Origin of the sequence: Fibrella forsythiae (assembly GCF_017353175.1) — a bacterium.
GTDB lineage: Bacteria > Bacteroidota > Bacteroidia > Cytophagales > Spirosomataceae > Fibrella > Fibrella forsythiae.
Genome location: NZ_JAFMYW010000001.1, coordinates 512,167 through 530,339 on the forward strand (window position 1 = coordinate 512,167; position 18,173 = coordinate 530,339).

Annotated in this window: 10 protein-coding genes; 8 read left to right on the forward strand and 2 right to left on the reverse strand. The window is 50.9% G+C overall.

Annotated features, from left to right (window positions below):
• The first annotated feature begins 451 nt into the window (after positions 1 to 451).
• The 4 genes from J2I46_RS02560 to J2I46_RS02575 all read left to right on the forward strand — a co-directional run bounded on the left by J2I46_RS02560 (position 452) and on the right by J2I46_RS02575 (position 10,537).
• Positions 452 to 3,610 carry a SusC/RagA family TonB-linked outer membrane protein gene (locus J2I46_RS02560; protein WP_207327357.1) on the forward strand — a complete coding sequence of 1,053 codons (3,159 nt, stop codon included), beginning with the start codon at positions 452 to 454 and terminating at the stop codon, positions 3,608 to 3,610.
• 21 nt (positions 3,611 to 3,631) lie between these two features.
• Entirely contained in the window at positions 3,632 to 5,113 is a 1,482-nt protein-coding gene (locus J2I46_RS02565; protein WP_207327358.1) for a RagB/SusD family nutrient uptake outer membrane protein, read from the forward strand.
• Positions 5,114 to 5,694: 581 nt separating this feature from the next.
• Positions 5,695 to 8,826, forward strand: coding sequence for a SusC/RagA family TonB-linked outer membrane protein (locus J2I46_RS02570; RefSeq protein WP_207327359.1), 3,132 nt, complete (start codon positions 5,695 to 5,697; stop codon positions 8,824 to 8,826).
• 106 nt (positions 8,827 to 8,932) lie between these two features.
• Entirely contained in the window at positions 8,933 to 10,537 is a 1,605-nt protein-coding gene (locus J2I46_RS02575) for a RagB/SusD family nutrient uptake outer membrane protein (RefSeq protein WP_207327360.1), read from the forward strand.
• Between the two features lie 78 nt (positions 10,538 to 10,615).
• Here J2I46_RS02575 and ung read toward each other — a convergent pair whose 3' ends face one another.
• The gene (gene ung / locus J2I46_RS02580; protein WP_207327361.1) at positions 10,616 to 11,281 is read right to left on the reverse strand and encodes a uracil-DNA glycosylase; all 666 of its coding nucleotides are present in this window, start codon (positions 11,279 to 11,281) and stop codon (positions 10,616 to 10,618) included.
• A gap of 170 nt (positions 11,282 to 11,451) precedes the next feature.
• Here ung and apaG point away from each other — a divergent pair, with 170 nt between their 5' ends.
• The 4 genes from apaG (at position 11,452) to J2I46_RS02600 (ending at position 15,627) form a co-directional block, all read left to right on the forward strand.
• Positions 11,452 to 11,838 (forward strand): Co2+/Mg2+ efflux facilitator ApaG/CorD, encoded by a 387-nt coding sequence (gene apaG, locus J2I46_RS02585; RefSeq protein WP_207327362.1) that lies wholly within the window; start codon positions 11,452 to 11,454, stop codon positions 11,836 to 11,838.
• Positions 11,839 to 11,857: 19 nt separating this feature from the next.
• Complete coding sequence (locus J2I46_RS02590; protein WP_207327363.1) at positions 11,858 to 12,637, forward strand: O-methyltransferase; 780 nt, start codon at positions 11,858 to 11,860, stop codon at positions 12,635 to 12,637.
• A 10-nt stretch (positions 12,638 to 12,647) separates the two neighbouring features.
• A complete protein-coding gene (locus J2I46_RS02595) occupies positions 12,648 to 14,009 on the forward strand; it encodes a monooxygenase (protein ID WP_207327364.1) in 1,362 nt (453 codons plus the stop codon).
• An 82-nt stretch (positions 14,010 to 14,091) separates the two neighbouring features.
• Positions 14,092 to 15,627, forward strand: a complete 1,536-nt coding sequence (locus J2I46_RS02600; RefSeq protein ID WP_207327365.1) for a serine hydrolase domain-containing protein — start codon at positions 14,092 to 14,094, stop codon at positions 15,625 to 15,627.
• A gap of 119 nt (positions 15,628 to 15,746) precedes the next feature.
• On the opposite strand, the gene J2I46_RS02605 is transcribed toward J2I46_RS02600, so the two are convergent.
• The gene (locus tag J2I46_RS02605) at positions 15,747 to 17,762 is read right to left on the reverse strand and encodes a DEAD/DEAH box helicase (RefSeq protein ID WP_207327366.1); all 2,016 of its coding nucleotides are present in this window, start codon (positions 17,760 to 17,762) and stop codon (positions 15,747 to 15,749) included.
• Positions 17,763 to 18,173: the final 411 nt, after the last annotated feature.

Genomic DNA, 18,173 nt, shown 5'->3' on the forward strand with positions numbered 1-18,173 from the left:
CGCATGCACTGGCTTAATCTACCAATTGGCTGTCCAATTGAAGTGGAAAAAGGTCAGCTTTAAGGTCAACGCAACTACTCAATATATGAGCGACAAGAGCTTATTTTTCACCTATTGACATGACCATCTTAAATAGCACTATTCCGGCATTTTCAAGATATAGGCCTAAACACACTACGTATTGTTCAATAGCAGATTAAAATAAATTATACTATTTAAGTATTTATACTCTATGATTTGCCCTATCAACTCGACACTAAATTTTATCATTTTACAGAATATAAATTCGATACTATGGTTAAACACATTACTTTTACCCTGCGATCTGTCTCTTTTGCAAATTTATATGCTGTTTCGTATATCACTATTTAATAGCATATAGAGACATTAAAAATGCCGGGAATTACAGATTGCAACTTGCTTCACCTAACAAATCTATTATCTACAAATCATGAGAAAACTGTTTACAGGCAGCTGGCTGCTCTTGATGCTGTTCTCGTTGCCGATACTGGCACAGGACATCACGATCCGGGGCCAGGTCACTTCATCAGATGACAATACGCCCCTTCCGGGCGTGAGCGTTCAACTCAAGGGATCAACCCGTGGAATATCGACAGACGGGCAGGGTAGGTACCAGCTTACTGCCCCGGCAGGTGGACGATTGGTTTTCAGTTTTATCGGTTATCAGGCTAAAGAAGTACCAGTTAATAACCAGTCGACCATCAATGTTGCCTTGACGGGCGATGCCCAACAGTTGAGCGAAGTCGTTGTAACAGGTTATGGAACACAGCAACGACGGGATGCAACCGGAAGTATTTCGTCGGTGAAAGGAGCAGCTATTGCACAAAGGCCCATTCAGAGTTTTGAATCAGGGTTGGCAGGCCAGGCGGCGGGTGTGCAGATTACGGTGCCCAATGGGGTGTTGAATAATCCGCCCGTTTTTCGAATTCGGGGTACAAACTCCATCTCGCTGAGTTCGCAACCCCTGATCATCGTTGATGGAGTACCCACCTACACTGGTGACCAGAGCTCTACCAGTGCCCCGGCTAACCCACTGGCCAGTATTAACCCCAGCGACATTGAAAGTATCGACATTGCCAAAGACGCCGCCGCCACCGCTATTTATGGTAGCCGGGCTGCCAATGGCGTTGTTTTTGTAACGACCAAGCGCGGTAAATCAGGCCGGGCGCGGGTTAGCTACGACGGGTGGGTTGGTGTTTCGGACACCTACCGGCTTCCCAATATGCTGAACGCCCAGGAGTATCTTCAGTTCAAATCGCAGGCCATTGCCAACAATCCAACGACCGCCAGTGTCATCAAACTGGCGCAGTCGAACGATGCCAACGGTAACCCGATCGATACGCGTTGGTACGACAATGTGTATCGGCAGGGGCTCTCAAATAGTCATAACCTGAACGTATCGGGAGGGACCGATAACACTACGTACTATCTATCAGTCGGCTACACAAAGCAACAGGGGATCATTCGCAAAAATGATTTTGAACGGATCAACTCCCTCATCAACGTCGACAGTAAAGTAAGCAAACACTTCAGCGTGGGGGGTAAAGTGTCCTACTCTAATGAGAAAAACCTGGCGTCAGTGTCGTCTGGCTCGCTGAACGGCGAAGCCTTCGCTACGAGCGGTCTTGGCCGGATTGCCCTGGTGTTACCTCCGCTGCTGTCGCCTTACAACAACGATGGGTCCTATAACCTCAATGCAGCCGCCATCGGATCGGCGACCAGTTTTACCGGTACCTCCGTCACGTACCCAAACCCATTACCCTCGCTAGACCTCAACCGATCGAACTCAGAGAATAACCACATACAGGCAAACGCATACCTGCAAGTCAAGCCTGTGGACTGGATTACCCTGAAAAGTACCTTCGGTCTCGACTACTTTCTGATTGATAACGACCTGTTCAGTTCCCCTGTCACCAGCGAAGGTAACGCATCGCTGGGCAGCGCAACCAGCATTTTTGGTAACAACAAAACCACGCTGTGGACGAACACGGTCCAGTTCGAGCGCTCGTTTGGTGGGCATAACTTTAACCTGCTGCTTGGGCAGGAACAGCAACGACGTACCTCAAGATCGTATGGGTTAAACCGGACAAACTTGTCGGACCCTGCCTACACCGTCATTCAGGCAGGTTTTACCAACAACAACACCTCTGGGCTGGGATATGGAGAAAATTATCTGCTGTCGGGTTTTGGTCGGTTGACCTATAATTACAAAGAGAAATACCTGCTCAGTGGCAATCTGCGTCAGGATGAGTACTCAGCCCTGGGTCAGAAACGAGGCCTGTTCTACGGTGCTTCGGCCGGTTGGGAAATTACCAAGGAAAATTTCTGGACATCTGCCGGGCTGGATCGCCTGTTCAGTAGTTTCAAAATCCGGGGTAGTTATGGCAAAGTGGGGAACATTGGCGGTATTGGCGATTATTCGCCTTATTCCACATTCGGTTCCGGCATTTATGGTGGAGCAGCCACCCTGTCGTTTTCATCGGTGGGTAACCCGAATCTGCGTTGGGAAACCAGCACCAAAACGGATGTCGGTATCACGTTTGGTTTGTTGAATGATCGCATTACTGGCGAACTGGCCTATTACCACAACGACATCGACAACCTGATTTTGAACGTGGCACAGGCTCCCTCTGCCGGTCTGCCCAATAACCCACTCCAAAATATTGGGTCTATGTATAACAAAGGGCTTGAAGTATCGCTCAACGCCCGCGTGATTAACACCCGGGATTTCCAGTGGTCGTCGAACTTCAACATCACGTTTAATAAGAACGAAGTAACCTCATTGGCTCCCGGCCTAACGGCACTCCAGACCGGTACATCGGGTCTGGAAACAGTTAATCAGACCATGCCAGGTTATTCGTTGGGGTATCTCTACGTGGTACGCACCAATGGTATTGACCCAACAACGGGTAAACGCATTTTCGTTAACTCGGCGGGCCAGAACGTGTACTATCAGTTTTATGCCCCAACAGGTCAGTTTAACTACTCGACCACGCCAGATGGCCTCACCCGGTATGTTAGCCCAACGGGAGCCACGGCCATTGGCCCATCAGACCAGGTGATGTATGCCAACTCGACTCCGAAAGTATACGGTGGTTTTGATAATAACTTTAAGTACAAAAACTTCGATCTGGGTGTGCTGCTCACCTACCAACTAGGCTTCAGCGTGTATTATGGTACCAACGCGGGTCTGCACGATCAGCGCTTCTGGAACAATGACCGAGATGTGCTGACAGATGCGTGGCAGAAAGAAGGCGATACGGGTAAGAAATACGCCAGACCTGTCTGGAATGACAACACCTCGAACGGATCAGCTTTCCCACTAGACATCAACGTGTTTAAAGGCGATTTCCTGAAAGTGCGGAACGTTACGTTCGGCTACACGCTGCCCGCTACGCTATTGTCAAAAGCCAAAATCAGCAACCTGCGTCTCTACGTATCGGGTCAGAACCTGGCAGTACTCACCAAGTACCCAGGCCCAGACCCAGAAGTATCGTCTAACGGTACGTCTAACAGCGCGCAGGGCGTTGACCGCAACACGGTTGGCAATTCCCGCACGATTACTTTCGGCATCAAAGCAGGTTTTTAACTCCTATCGCCTCATCACATAATGAAAACAAACAACCTACTTTCTGTAGCGCTGGCTGGCGTGCTGGCTATCAGTCTCGTTTCGTGCAATCGGGATTTGTTAACGCCCATTCCGCAGACATCTGTATCGGATGTATCGGCCTTCAGTACTACTAACCGCATTCAGACGCAGTTACTGTCTTTATATGGGTCGTTGAAAAATGGGAGTTTCTACGGCGGTCGCTACGTAGTATACGGCGACATCCGGGGTGAAGATTTCCTCAACGAAACCACCAACCTGGTGACGGGTTCCGACGTCTGGAACCTAAACGTAACCAATGGAGCCACCGCAGTGCAGACACTGTGGGCGCAGGCTTACCTGACTATTAATCGCTGTAACATTTTTCTGGATGGTATGGCCGCTGGGGGAAATACTGTAGTAGGTGCCGACTTGGGGGCCCGCTACGTGGCCGAAGCTAAATTGATTCGAGGCCTGACTTATTATTCGCTGCTTCAGTATTACGCCCGACCTTACGCCGACGGGAACGGCAACAAACCCGGTGTGCCCTTACGCCTGACCGGTATCATCCAAACCGGCCAGTCAACACTGGCCCGGAGTACAGTTGCCGACGTATACACGCAGGTATTGAAAGATCTCAATGAGGCAGAAGCCAGCTTACCGGCTTCGTATTCGGCGGCTTCAGACAATGTGACCCGTGTCCACAAGAACACAGCAAGCGCACTGAAAACGCGGGTGTATCTCAGTATGCAGAACTACGCAGGGGTCATCACCGAAGCTAATAAAATCGTCAGTGCAACGGCTCCGTTCTCTGCTCCCACGGGTGTGGCACATCGATTGCAGGCCGACATTGCCACTGTGTTTACGACTTATACCACTACGGAGTCGATTTTTTCTCTCCCAATGACCACCACCACAAACGATAACCCGGGTGGGCAAAATCAGTTGGCCTATTACTTCTCGCCAACCTCAGCCAATGGGGGCGTTGGTAACGGTGAATACTCCCTCAATCCGCAGGGAATCATCGCCAACACCAACTGGACGGCTACGGATAAGCGACGTGCCTTTGTTCGGACAACAGGTACAGGCGCTTCGCAGAAGAACTGGCTAATTAAATACAAAACTGTCAGCCCTTACACAGATTGGGTACCCGTGATGCGGTATGCCGAAGTACTGCTGAATCTGGCCGAAGCAAAAGTCCGTAGCACCAATACGGTCGATGCCCAGGCTGTGGCGTTGCTAAATGCTGTGCGAAACCGATCAGATGCAGCCATAACCTACACCACGGCCAGTTTTGCTACACCAGCCGATCTGACCAATGCCATTCTCCTGGAAAGACGCATTGAATTCCTGGGCGAAGGCCTGCGGAACAATGATTTGCTCCGATTACTGCAAACCATTCCGGCTAAAGGAACGGTAGCAGCCAAAGCCCCAACCGAGTCGGGCTACATCTGGCCAATATCAGCAACTGAACTCACACTGAACTCAGCAGCTACGGATAATTAGGAACAGATGGTAAGATAACGGCAACGTACCTACGTAAAAACTCTCCGTCGGCTCAGGCATGGCGGAGAGTTTTTATTTTGATAGTATTTTATACTTATGTATTTTATTAAAAAAATGCAATTAATAGCCTGTTACATAACATTATAAGAGAAATCTGGAAATTATAATTTATTCAATAATTTACGTAGTATATAATTAAGTATTATTCTTATTTTTAGGTCGAAAATAGTGGCTCCATTGCCATTTAGAGACGGTTTCTCCAGTCAAGAGGGGCAATCTATACATTTACTATAATTATACTTTTCTCAGAATATCAATCCGAGATAACTCCCTTTCTCATTACATTTGCGGCACGTTTCTTAGATTATCGAAATAATTCTAATGGCCAGAAATTATATAGCAGGAATACGAGTGCTGTATAAAAAGTATGCTGAGTGCATTGCTTCTATTTAGTGCGATTACGCAACGAGTTACTTTCTCCAGTCGATCCATCTGGCCCAGTAGTAGATTCTCAATCGGCAATTGAGAAACGTCAGTATAGTTTTCATCTTTTTAATCATTTCAATTCATCAGAAACTTCTATGAGCAGACTGTTTATGGGAAGTTGGCTGCTTTTGCTGCTGTTCTCGTTGCCAACACTGGCACAGGATATCACCATCCAGGGCCGAGTAACTTCATCAGATGATGGCACTCCCCTTCCGGGCGTGACCGTACAGGTAAAAGGAACCACACGAGGTACCACCACAGATGTACAGGGTAACTACCGCATCAACGCATCCGGTACCAGTACCCTTGTCTATAGCTATATCGGCTATGCATTGCAGGAACAGGCTGTTGGCAATCGGACGGCAATCAGCGTATCGCTGGTTAGCGATTCGCAACAGCTGAGCGAAGTGGTCGTAACAGGTTACGGCACTCAGCAGCGTCGTGATGTGACCGGGTCCGTTGGTACCATCAAAGGCGACGGCATCAAGAACATTGCGGTACCTAGCTTCGACAAGTACCTGCAAGGCCAGGTTGCCGGTGTACAGGCTTCTGTTCCAGGTGGTGTATTGGGTCAGGCTGCGCGCGTTCGAATTCGGGGAACAAACTCGATCTCGAACAGCTCAGATCCGCTATACGTAGTTGATGGTGTTCCGTACATAACGGGTAACCAGGGAGCTAGTGGCAACAACCCCTACAACCCCCTGGGCGATATCAGCCCGAACGATATTGAAAGCGTTGAAGTCCTGAAAGATGGGTCAGCAACGGCTATTTACGGATCACGGGCGGCTAATGGTGTCATTCTGATTACGACCAAACGGGGTAAAAAAGGTGCACCACGCCTGTCGTACGATGGTTGGTTTGCCCTGGCTCAACCATCAAAACGGTTCGACCTGCTAAACGCTGACGAGTTCATCACGATTGCCAATGAGAAGCTGACCAACGCCGGTATCGCCGCGGCGGCCTTCCCAACCTCGAATACAGCGACGGGGGGTAACTACGATTCAAACTGGCAGGACGTTATTCTGCGGACTGGTTTTCAACAAAACCACGCACTGTCATTCAGCGGTGCCACCGACCAGACCAACTACTATTTCTCGCTGGGTTACGCGAACCTGCAAGGCAACATCAACGCCAATAACCAGACGAAATACAGCGTACGTGCCAAGCTTGACCAGAAAGCGTTTAACGACAAGCTAACATTTGGCATCAATGTATTTGCTACGCAGACCGCCAATACCGGTTTGAACCAGGGGACAAACGCCCTCTCAGGAAATATTGCCGGGGCGATCTACGCATTTCCAAACGTAGCCGTGAAATTTCCGGACGGGACGTACAACATTGAAGGGCAAAGCTTAGGCCGGGGAGCCAACACACGGGCGATTTACGGTAACTATACCAACCAGCAGTTCATTCTCGACAACAACATCTACAAGAACCAAAACCTCAACCTAACGGGGAATACGTATGTCGATGTTGAAATTCTGAAAGGCCTGAACGCCCGGACGCAGATTGGTATCAACTACCTGAACAACGAAGATTTTACGTACCAGAACCCAGATCATGGCGATGGTGTGTCGGTGAGAGGCTCGCTGGATCAACTCTACCAGAATCAGTTCCGCTACAACTGGCAGAATACGTTGAGCTACAACCGGACGCTCGGTCAGCATAAAATCGGTGCAGTAGTTGGGTACGAGCAACAGAAAACGAACTACCGCTACTTCGAGGCATATGGTACTGGTTTATCTGATAAATATTTCGGTGTGAATGGCAACATCATCAGCGGTTCGTTGACGAACCAGCAAATTTTTGGTACCGCTAACCAACGGGCATTCGAATCTGTGTTTGGCCGGGCAAACTACTCGTATGGCGACCGGTATCTGTTGAGCGCAACGGTACGCGAAGACAAAATCTCATCGCTCCCTATCGGTAACCAGAGCGCTGTGCTACCCGGTATCTCTGTAGGCTGGCGGATATCGGAAGAGAAATTCATGAAATCGGTTGGTTTCCTCAATGAGTTGAAACTTCGTGGTGGCTATGCGGTTGTAGGTAACGTTGAAATTGGCAACTATCCCTACGCTGGTATTTTCTCAGCGACACAATACGGCGATGTAACGGGTATCCGGTACAGCCAGGTGGGTAACAGCAACCTGAAGTTTGAAACCAGCAAAAAACTCAACTTCGGGGTTGACGCTTCGTTTTTCGCGAACCGCATCAGCTTCACGGCTGAGTACTTCCGCAACAACATCGACAACCTGATTCTGCAGGCACCAACGCCACCTTCGCTTGGCGTTCCTGCCAACCAGATTGCCCAGAACATCGGCCGGATGTATAACCAGGGTGTCGAGCTATCGTTGAACACGGTTAACTTCCAGACGAACAGCTTCTCGTGGCGCACCAACTTCAACCTGACGTTTGTACAGAACAAGATTCAGCAATTGGTAAATGGCAGCGATATTCCATCGACCTACAACATCCTTCGCGAGGGTGAGTCGATCGGTGCGTTCTATGGCTATGTGAGCCGGGGCGTAAACCCATCGAACGGTAACCCGATCTTCGAAAAAGCGGATGGTTCGCAGGTTCAATACCTGATTGGTAAAGTAACGACCGCGGCAAGCCCGTTTGTGTGGGCCCGATATGACCCGGCTGCAACGAGCGTTACATCCGTATCGGCACTGGCGCTTACCAATAGCGACAAGCGGGTACTGGGTGTTGGTAACCCAACCTGGTACGGTGGTTTCAACAACTCATTCTCCTACAAGAACTTCGACGCTACGGTGTTCCTGACCTTTGCAGGTGGTAACAAAATCTATAATGTTACCCGCCAGGAGCAGTTGAACAACCAGGTGTTTGCCAACGCCGGTCGCGAATTGCTGAACCGCTGGACGGCGGATGGCCAGATCACGGACGTACCCAAGCTGTATTTCAACTCCGACGCTACGGTGCTGCAAAACGGCAACCTGAATAGCCGGTTCCTGGAAGATGGCTCGTTCCTGCGGGTTCAGAACCTGAGCCTGGGTTATACCCTGCCAGCTGGATTGCGCCGGTCAATCCGGTCGAGCAGCTTCCGGGTGTATGCACAGGTTCAGAATGCCTTCGTGTTCACCAAGTATAAAGGACTTGATCCTGAACTGGGTAGCAGCGTAACCACAAACGCAGCTCCTGGCGTTGATAACCGGACAAACCCGGTGCCTCGCACGTTCACGGCTGGCCTGAACATGACTTTCTAAGTACCATTAATTCGCTCTGTGCGTACGATTTGGTGGGTCATGGCTCTGAACAGGCCCCGCCAAATCGTAACCACAAGACGTAGAATGACTTAATTGACAGACACAAATGAAAAAAGTAATAAACAGTTTTCTGAGTCCGGGACGGATAGCCAAGGCAACCCTGCTGGGTACGTTGCTGGTGGCGTCTTCCTGCCAAAAGTTTACGGAGCTCAATCCGTTAGCCTCGCTATCGGAAAACACAGCTTTCACATCGGCCAACAGTATTGAACTGGTTGCCAACGGGGTGTATCAGTCTGCGGCCATCGGGACGTATTCGGGTGGTGCAGGTCGTGGTTATCCATTTGGCTCGGCTTCAATCGAGCAAGGAGAAATGCGTGGAGAAGACATGGTGAACCTTCAGGCTTTCTATGACTTTACATACCGGGCGCTGTATTCAACCGCAACGGCCAACAACGTAAACCACTGGGAGCAGTTGTACGCCTTGATCAACCAGGCCAACATTCTGATCAACGGCGTTCGGCAGGCGGGTACGAATGGCGTCATTTCGGCGGCATCGGCTACACAATATGAAGGAGAAGGTCGTTTTCTGCGGGCGTTGGCTCACCACGAGTTACTGATCCATTTCTCACGGCCTTATGCAGACAACAATGGTGCTAATCCGGGTGTGCCTTACCGCGAGAACCCGATTAACTCAACCACATCGGTGCAGGAAGGCCTAGCTCAGGGCCGGGGAACGGTTGCTCAGACCTATGCCAAAATTCTGGCCGATCTGGACTTTGCCGAAACAAACCTGCCTGCCACACGGTCGGCCGTAGGTGTATCAATCTCACGGGCTACCTCAGGTGCAGCCATTGCCCTGAAAACACGGGTGAAGCAACACATGCAGGATTGGGCCGGCGTTATTACCGAAGGCACAAAACTCGGAACGGCAGGAACAACCGGAACGTTTACCAGCCCAATTGGCAACTACAAACTGGAAGCAACGGTTGATGCACCATTCGTAAATTACTCAGCCAACGCTGAATCGATCTTCTCGATTGCGAACAGCCTGAACTCAAATCCAGGCGTAAACGGTGCCCTCGCAAGCATGTTTGGCCCAACCTCGCTCGGCAGCCGCGACCTGATTGCTACGAGCCCAAACCTGTACAACGCGCCGTTCTGGGTTACTGGTGATACCCGTCGTACGCTGCTTCAGGTAGTGCAAACGACCGGTAGCTATCCGTTCTACTTCAATTACAAATACCGCCAGTATACGACCCGCGCTGACTGGGCTCCGATTCTCCGGTACGCTGAAGTTCTGCTGAACGTATCTGAGGCGTACTCTCGTCAGGGAAATACCACACAGGCGCTTGCCCTACTCAACGCCGTACGGAACCGTGCCGTGCCTGTTGCTGAACGTTTCACTACGGCACCAGCAGATCTGACTCAGGCTATCCTGAACGAACGCCGGATCGAGTTCACGGGCGAAGGCCGTCGCTGGCCGGATATTCACCGGTTAGCCCTGGACCCGAAATACTCAACAGCTGGCATTCCGGCAAAAATCGACGTGTCGCAGATCAGAAGCACAAGCTATAACCTGACTACCCGTCCGGTGCTAACAGGTATCGTTGCCGCCATTCCATACAATGATTATCGGTTCCTGTGGCCAATTCCAACCTCGGAAGCGTCACTCAACCCAACGTTGCTGGCTCAGCAGAATCCCGGTTATTAATCGCCGTATCCAGTAACAAAAAAGCGCTTCCCGTTAAACAGGAAGCGCTTTTTTTGCTTTTGCTGTAAACCCACTCAGTTACCACTCAATCGGGGCCAGCCCTTTACTGATCAGGTACTCATTGGCCTGACTAAAATGTTTATTACCGAACCAACCACCCCATTGAGCGGCCATTGGAGACGGATGTTTCGATTTAAGGACAAGGTGTTTGTTTTCGTCGATGACGGCACCCTTTTTCTGGGCATAAGCGCCCCAAAGAAGAAACACGACATTCTCTTTCTCTGCCGAGATCAATTTAATCACAGCATCGGTAAACGTTTCCCAGCCCTTTCCCTGATGCGAACCCGCCTGACCCGCCCGGACGGTCAATGTCGAATTGAGCAGCATAACACCCTGCGATGCCCAACGCTCAAGATTACCCGACTTCGGAATCGGCTTACCCAGGTCGTCCTGAATTTCTTTGAAAATATTGATCAATGAGGGTGGCTTTGTGATGCCGTCTGCCACTGAAAAAGCAAGACCGTTTGCCTGGCCTTCGCCGTGGTAGGGATCCTGTCCCAGAATAACAACGCGTGTTGCTTCAAACGGGCATTTGTCGAACGCATTGAACATTAGCCGCCCTGGTGGGTAAATTCGCTGTGTTGAGTATTCGTCGCGCAGAAACTCGGCTAGCTTAGTAAAGTACGGTTTGTTGAATTCGGGTTGCAGGTGTGGCTTCCAGGAATCAGCAATGGTGACGTTCATAAAGTGAAGAATACGTTGGTGACAGATTAACCAGACAAAGGTTAGCTGATCGGGGTGATTGTGGGCGAACTATTCATTGAATTTGAAATTTATTTTAGGCCCCACTGGTTGAGGAAGCAAACTAAAGAACTTATTTTACGTTCTAAAGTTGTCAAAAACGGGTTTTTTTTATGATTACGGCAGTAACGGAAGGCATTAAGGTCAGTGTGAAAACGGAATACCAGCATGGGTATTCAAGCCCACTACAGGCGCACTTTGTATTCACGTATCGTATCGCCATTGAAAACCATAGCGAACACACCATTCAACTTCTCCGCAGGCATTGGCTCATCTACGACGCCCATGGGCAGGTACGGGAGGTAGAAGGCGAAGGCGTGATTGGCCTGCAACCCGTGCTCGAACCCGGCGAGCGGCACGAATATGTGTCGGGGTGTAACCTGCATGCCAGCATGGGCAAAATGGTGGGCACTTACCTCGTTGAACGCCTGATCGACGGCAAACAATTTCGTATCCAGGTACCCGAATTCACGATGGTGGTCCCTTTTCAGTTGAACTAATACTGCCAGCCAGGGATCTGTGATTGCTGCGTACTTCCGTTATCTGTGGCGGGCTGGCAACCTGCACGGTCTGCACTCGCCTTTCGTTTATGCCCTCTACCGCGATATTATTCGCCACCGACACCCGGCCCCGCCAGGTACGTCCCCCATCGAAACACTGCGCCAATCATTGTTGCGTAGTAAGCAAAGCCTGACCGTTACCGATCTGGGAGCTGGTTCGCGTCGGTCTACGGGCAACGTGCGGGCCGTTTCAACAATGGCCCGAAATGCCCAAAAACCAGCTCGCTATGCCTGGCTTCTTCATCGTCTGGCTCTTCATTTCAACGCCGGCTACGTGCTCGAGCTGGGTACGTCGCTTGGGTTAACCACTGCCTATCTGGCCAACGCCGCCGCGCAGACATCAGGGCAATTATATTCATTTGAGGGTTGCCCAAACACGGCAACACTGGCCCGTTCCCACCTCAACCAACTTGGCTATTCAGACGTGAATATCGTTGTGGGAAACCTGGATGACACATTAGCCGAAACAGTGGCTACATTACCCCGGATAGACCTCGTTTTTTTCGACGCCAATCACCGCTACGAGCCTACAGTTCAGTATTTTATGACGTGCCTCCCGTTCATTCATAACGATACGCTCTTTATCTTTGATGACATTCATTGGTCTGCCGGAATGGAACAGGCGTGGGAAGCAATTAAGGCCCATCCGGCTGTTCAGGTAACCATTGATTTGTTCGGTGTTGGTCTGGTCTTTTTTCGTCGGGAGCAGCCCAAACAGCATTTTGTGCTACGCTTCTAATTAAACTGATATGACAACCCGCGTTCTACTGACCGCCACCCTCGGCGCAGCGCTCCTGATAGCGTCATGCAAAAAAAACACCGACGTAGCGACACCTGATTCAGCGAAAACGTCGTTTGAGTTGATTCAGGATCGAATTCTGACGCCCAGTTGCGCTACGGCTGGCTGCCACGCGTCTGAGGCAGATGCTTCTTTTCGGCAACACGGATTGGTACTGGCGGCCGGGGTCGCGTTCAAAAACCTGGTTGGCATTGATCCCAAAAACGCCGAGTCGATGGCCGACGGGCAGAAACGGGTGAAGCCATTCGTTGCCCTGGAGAGTCTGCTTTATCATAAGCTCAATGTGGGTGCGTCGCACCATAGCGGAAAAAGCTACGGTAACCCAATGCCGTTGGGCAGCGATCCGCTCTCGGTGGGTCAGATTGAGTTTGTTCGCCGCTGGATCGACGGGGGAGCTTTGGCCACTGGCAATATCATTGACCCGACTTTACTCGACGATAAAACGCCCAGCGGCGCCTCCAACAGCTCATTCACCGCTCCAGCCGCACCTGCCAGCGGACTTGGCTTTCAGATGAAGGTTGATGCCTTTGATGTGGCGACCAATTTTGAGCGGGAGATTTTTGTTCGCCGGGCGGTGGGTAACCCTACCGATATCTATGTGAATCGGTTCACCGTCAATATGCGCTCAGGTAGCCATCATTTCATCGCCTATGATTTCGAAAACAAAACCATTGCGCCGCCACTGAACCAGGTACGTGATCTGCGTAATCCCGATGGTACACTGAACCTGCTAACGGCCATTCAGATGTCTAACCACACCTACCTGATGGGCAGTCCAAATGCGGCCTTTGAATACAAATTCCCTGAAGGAGCGGCGCTGCTGATTCCTGCTAACTCATCGTTTGATCTGAATGTACATTATGTAAACAAGGGTTCATCGGTCATTAAAGGGGAATCGTATATCAATTTGTACACCACACCCCAGGCGAGCGTAACGAAGGTGGTGAAGACCCTGAACATGAGTAACACCAGTCTGGCGATACCCGCAGGCGCCCGGAAGACGTTTTCAAAGTCGTTTACAGTGGCCAAACCGTCGTTGATCCTGACGCTCACGTCACACATGCACAAACTGGGTGAGAAATTTGTGATTCGTATAAAGGGTGGTGCACGCGACGGCGAGATCGTTTATACAACTACCGATTGGGAACACCCGGACGTCATCAATTTTGCTACACCTATCCAACTAGCTAAAGGCGAAGGACTTACATCGGAGATTACGTACAATAACACAACAACCAAAGCTGTTCAGTTTGGCCTTACCAGCGACGACGAAATGGGCATCATTTTCGGCTACTATTACGAGATCAACTAGGCGATACTGAGTTTCTCACAAAAAAAGTGGCTTAACAGAACGTTGGGCCACTTTTTTTGTGGGCTGACTGCTACTTTGCAGTATGATGCACCGTTACCTGATTGTCGCCTTAAGCCTCTTCGCGGGCAGTTTTCAACTTGTTTTTTCACAGCCCACATCCCCGTCTACAGCCCCCGCTGATCGGATGGCAAAAATCACTGCGGCCCTGCCTGTAATTGAGAAACTCTACAGCGACTACGCCGCCCAGCGTAACGTACCTGGGCTCGGCTTCGGCGTCGTGGTTGATGGTAAGCTCATTTATGGCAAAGGAATAGGATTCGCCGATCTGGAAACAAAGCGGCCCGCAACGGCACAGTCCCAATTCCGTATTGCATCGATGACCAAAAGCCTGACGGCCATGGCAATTCTGAAGCTGCGCGATGAAGGTAAGCTTCGCCTCGACGACCCGGCGGCCAACTACGTACCTGAACTGAAACAGTTAAAACCACTGACAACCGATGCGCCAGCCATCACTATCCGTCACCTGCTGACACACGCTGCGGGTTTCCCCGAAGATAACCCCTGGGGCGACCGCCAGTTGGCTGATTCAGAGGCTGAGTTTACCCAATTCCTGAAAGGTGGCGTTTCGCTATCAAACGCACCAGGCGTAGCCTATGAATACGCGAATCTGGGGTTCGCCCTGCTCGGGCGGATCATAACCAACGTAACGAAACAGCCGTACCAGCAATACATTACCAACGCCATTCTGAAACCGCTGGGCATGACCAGCACGATCTGGGATTATCGCAAGGCAGATCCAGCCCGATACGTCAATGGCTATCGCTGGCAGGAAGGCAAGTATCTTCCGGAGGTTCCGCTTGCCGATGGATCGTGGGGAGCCATGGGCGGACTGATTACCACGGTCGATGATTTTGCTAACTACATGGCGCTACACCTGAGTGCCTGGCCCGCCCGCGATGGTGCCGAAACGGGTCCGGTAAAGCGAAGCTCTATCCGTGAAATGCAGCAGCCCTGGAATTTCCGGGGTCTGAATCCACAATTCAAGTATGCTTCGAGACGATTGTGCCCACAAACCATTAGCTACGCATATGGTCTTGTCTGGGTACGTGATTGTGAGGGGCGTGTCAGTGTGGGGCATAGCGGTGGCCTTCCTGGTTTCGGCAGCGAATGGCAGGTTTTACCCGACTACGGCATTGGCGTGATTGGCTGTGCAAATCTGACGTATTCAGGCCTTCGAGGCATCAACACGATTGCACTGGATACCTTGATCTCACTAGCTGGGCTGAAACCCAGACCACTGGCAGTTTCTCCCATTCTGGCCAAACGGAAAGCGGAATTGGTTTCGCTCCTGCCAGACTGGAAAAACGGAGAAGCCAGCGGCATTTTCGCCGAAAACTTCTTTCCCGATACGCCCATTGCACTCAGAAGGAAGTATACACAGGCGCTATTTGATAAAATTGGCAAAGTAGTTCGGGTTGGCGAGTTAGCACCGGAAAACAGCCTGCGGGGTACGTTCCGTATGGATGGTGAACGGGGAAGCCTCAACGTCTTTTTCACACTGACACCCGAAGCGAACCCGCTGATTCAGCAATTGGATATAACGGAGGTGAAACTGTAGGTACGTGGCAGATGCTTGTAGAAACGCAAAATTTTGTCCAACCGGCCTCCACGCTGATTCAAACACAAAAAAAGCCGCTCCGGATATCCGGAGCGGCTTTTTACTTATTGGAACGCTACTTATTTAGCGATCTCTACGTTTACCTGACGGCCTTTGATGTTGTTACCATCCATTGCTTGCACAACCCGGTTGGCTACATCATTCGGTACGTCAACGAACGTGTGCTTGTCAAAAATATCGATGCTACCGATGCTGCTGCCCGGGATGCCCGACTCGCCGGCGATAGCGCCCACCAGATCACCCGGACGGACGTAATCACGACGGCCGATGCTTACGCTCAGGCGGGTCATGTTTGGCTCGCGCTCACGAACAGGGCGTTCGTTGCTGCGGGCAAAATAACCTTCTTTACCGCCTTCACGCTCAGGACGTGGGCCACGATCGTCAAAACGACCACCGCCACGACGATCCTCGAAACGACCACCACCACGCGAGTCAGCACCACGGCTTTCGAAGCGACCGCCCCGATCACCGCCACCACGACGATCGTCAAAACGACCACCGCCGCGTGAATCATTGCGACGATCATCGAAACGACCACGGCCACCCTCACGAGGACCACGATCCTCGAAACGACCGTTACGACGATCCTCTTCGTTGAGGTCTTTATCCGAGAATTCGTTTTTCTCGATACCCATGCTCCGCTTCATCAGGGCGGCTACGATCTGCTCCGTTGTGAAGCCGGTATGCTGCAACTGAGTCAGCATATCGTCGTACAGGTGCAAGTCTTTGCTCTCCGTAATGTCGACTTCCAGTTGCTCGATGAAACGAGCTTTACGGATGCCAACGATGTCTTCAAACGAAGGGATAACACCTTTGTCGACCCGAACTTTCGTGTAGGTCTGGATATCGCGGAACCGGAATTTCTCATCGCGGCTCACCAGTGAGAACGCACGACCTGACTTACCGGCACGGCCTGTCCGGCCAATACGGTGTACGTAATATTCTTCGTCGAGGGGGATATCGTAGTTGATAACCGCATCCACGTTGTCGACGTCGATACCACGGGCTGCCACATCGGTAGCAACCAGGATCGTTGTTGCACCAGCGCGGAATTTGCTCATCACGTTGCTACGCTGAGCCTGACGCAGATCACCGTGCAAGCCTTCGGCCTGGTAACCGCGCAGCATCATATCCTCAACGATCTCCTCTACTTTACGCTTCGTGTTACAGAACACCAGCATCAGTTTCAGATCATACAGATCGATCAGGCGGCACATCACTTCGGTTTTAGCTTTAGGCTTCACCTCGAAATAAACCTGCTCGATGTTTACGTTGGTCAGCTCTTTCTTCACCACCTTCACCATCACCGGGTTCTGTTGGAACCGCTGGGTCATGGCCAGGATTGGCTTCGACATAGTAGCCGAGAAAAGAACCGTCTGCCGCTCTTGTGGGAAGTCTTCCAGAATACTTTCGATGTCTTCCCGGAAGCCCATGTCCAGCATTTCGTCGGCTTCATCAAGAATGATCATCTTGGCGTCGTCGAGTTTCAGCGTATTCCGCTGCATGTGGTCCATCACACGGCCGGGCGTACCAACCACGATATGAACGCCTTTTTTCAACGACCGGATCTGACGCTCAATGGAGTCGCCACCGTAGATCGTTTCAATGTAGATACCCCGCTTGAACTTGCAGAGCTTACGCATTTCTTCAGTTACCTGAACGGCCAGTTCGCGGGTTGGGCACAGGATAAGCACCTGTACGCTCCGATCGCTTGGGTCGATCAGTTCAAGGGCAGGAATACCGAACGCGGCTGTTTTACCAGTACCGGTCTGTGCCTGTCCGATTACGTCGCGACCAGCCAGGATAGGCGGAATGGCCTCGGCCTGAATGGGTGACGGTGTTGTAAAGCCCATTTCTGTCACGGCAGCCAGGATATCAGCTGAAATGTTCAGGTCGGCAAACGTGATGCCGGTTGCCACAGGCTGTACAGTAATAGTTTCTTTAATGATGGGCTGCTCAATCTCTGCTTCTGCTGAAGCACCTTCTTGTTGAACGTTGGTCTGTGCGGCCTCTTCCTGCACAGGTGTTTGACCGACAATCTCGTCGGTCTCGGGCTGGATGTTGTCCAGTGTCATAGAATATTGGTAAGAAAAAAATTCGTTCCGCATACGGCGGAAGTTCGTCAAGCTGACAGTGACGTGTGCAGGATACCCACTAAGCACCAACCCAGGATGTTCGTCGCAATCCGACGTGGAAACAACCCCTACCCCAACGAGTAACCCAGGTGAATTTTGAAATCGCTTAGACTAGCGTAGTTGACCCTCGTTAACTTAAAGCCACCGCCCCACAGCCTGTACTGTCTTTTGTACATCCGTGCCGGCTCTGTAGACCACATCTTACAAACGAGTGCGACCCATAAAAGATCGCTTAGAACAGAGAGAAGCCGACGGATGTCGCTTGAAATTCTGGTGCAAAAGTAAGACTAATTATCGAAAAAAGCAAGTGAGGCTAAATTATTTTTGTACTATTCTAACAAATCGAATCAG

What these genes read in the sequence shown, in the direction of transcription:
- J2I46_RS02560 (WP_207327357.1), top strand. Translation starts at nt 452, where the DNA reads ATGAGAAAACTGTTTACAGGCAGCTGGCTGCTCTTGATGCTGTTCTCG.
- J2I46_RS02565 (WP_207327358.1), top strand. Translation starts at nt 3,632, where the DNA reads ATGAAAACAAACAACCTACTTTCTGTAGCGCTGGCTGGCGTGCTGGCT.
- J2I46_RS02570 (WP_207327359.1), top strand. Translation starts at nt 5,695, where the DNA reads ATGAGCAGACTGTTTATGGGAAGTTGGCTGCTTTTGCTGCTGTTCTCG.
- J2I46_RS02575 (WP_207327360.1), top strand. Translation starts at nt 8,933, where the DNA reads ATGAAAAAAGTAATAAACAGTTTTCTGAGTCCGGGACGGATAGCCAAG.
- ung (WP_207327361.1), bottom strand. Translation starts at nt 11,281, where the DNA reads ATGAACGTCACCATTGCTGATTCCTGGAAGCCACACCTGCAACCCGAA.
- apaG (WP_207327362.1), top strand. Translation starts at nt 11,452, where the DNA reads ATGATTACGGCAGTAACGGAAGGCATTAAGGTCAGTGTGAAAACGGAA.
- J2I46_RS02595 (WP_207327364.1), top strand. Translation starts at nt 12,648, where the DNA reads ATGACAACCCGCGTTCTACTGACCGCCACCCTCGGCGCAGCGCTCCTG.
- J2I46_RS02600 (WP_207327365.1), top strand. Translation starts at nt 14,092, where the DNA reads ATGATGCACCGTTACCTGATTGTCGCCTTAAGCCTCTTCGCGGGCAGT.
- J2I46_RS02605 (WP_207327366.1), bottom strand. Translation starts at nt 17,762, where the DNA reads ATGACACTGGACAACATCCAGCCCGAGACCGACGAGATTGTCGGTCAA.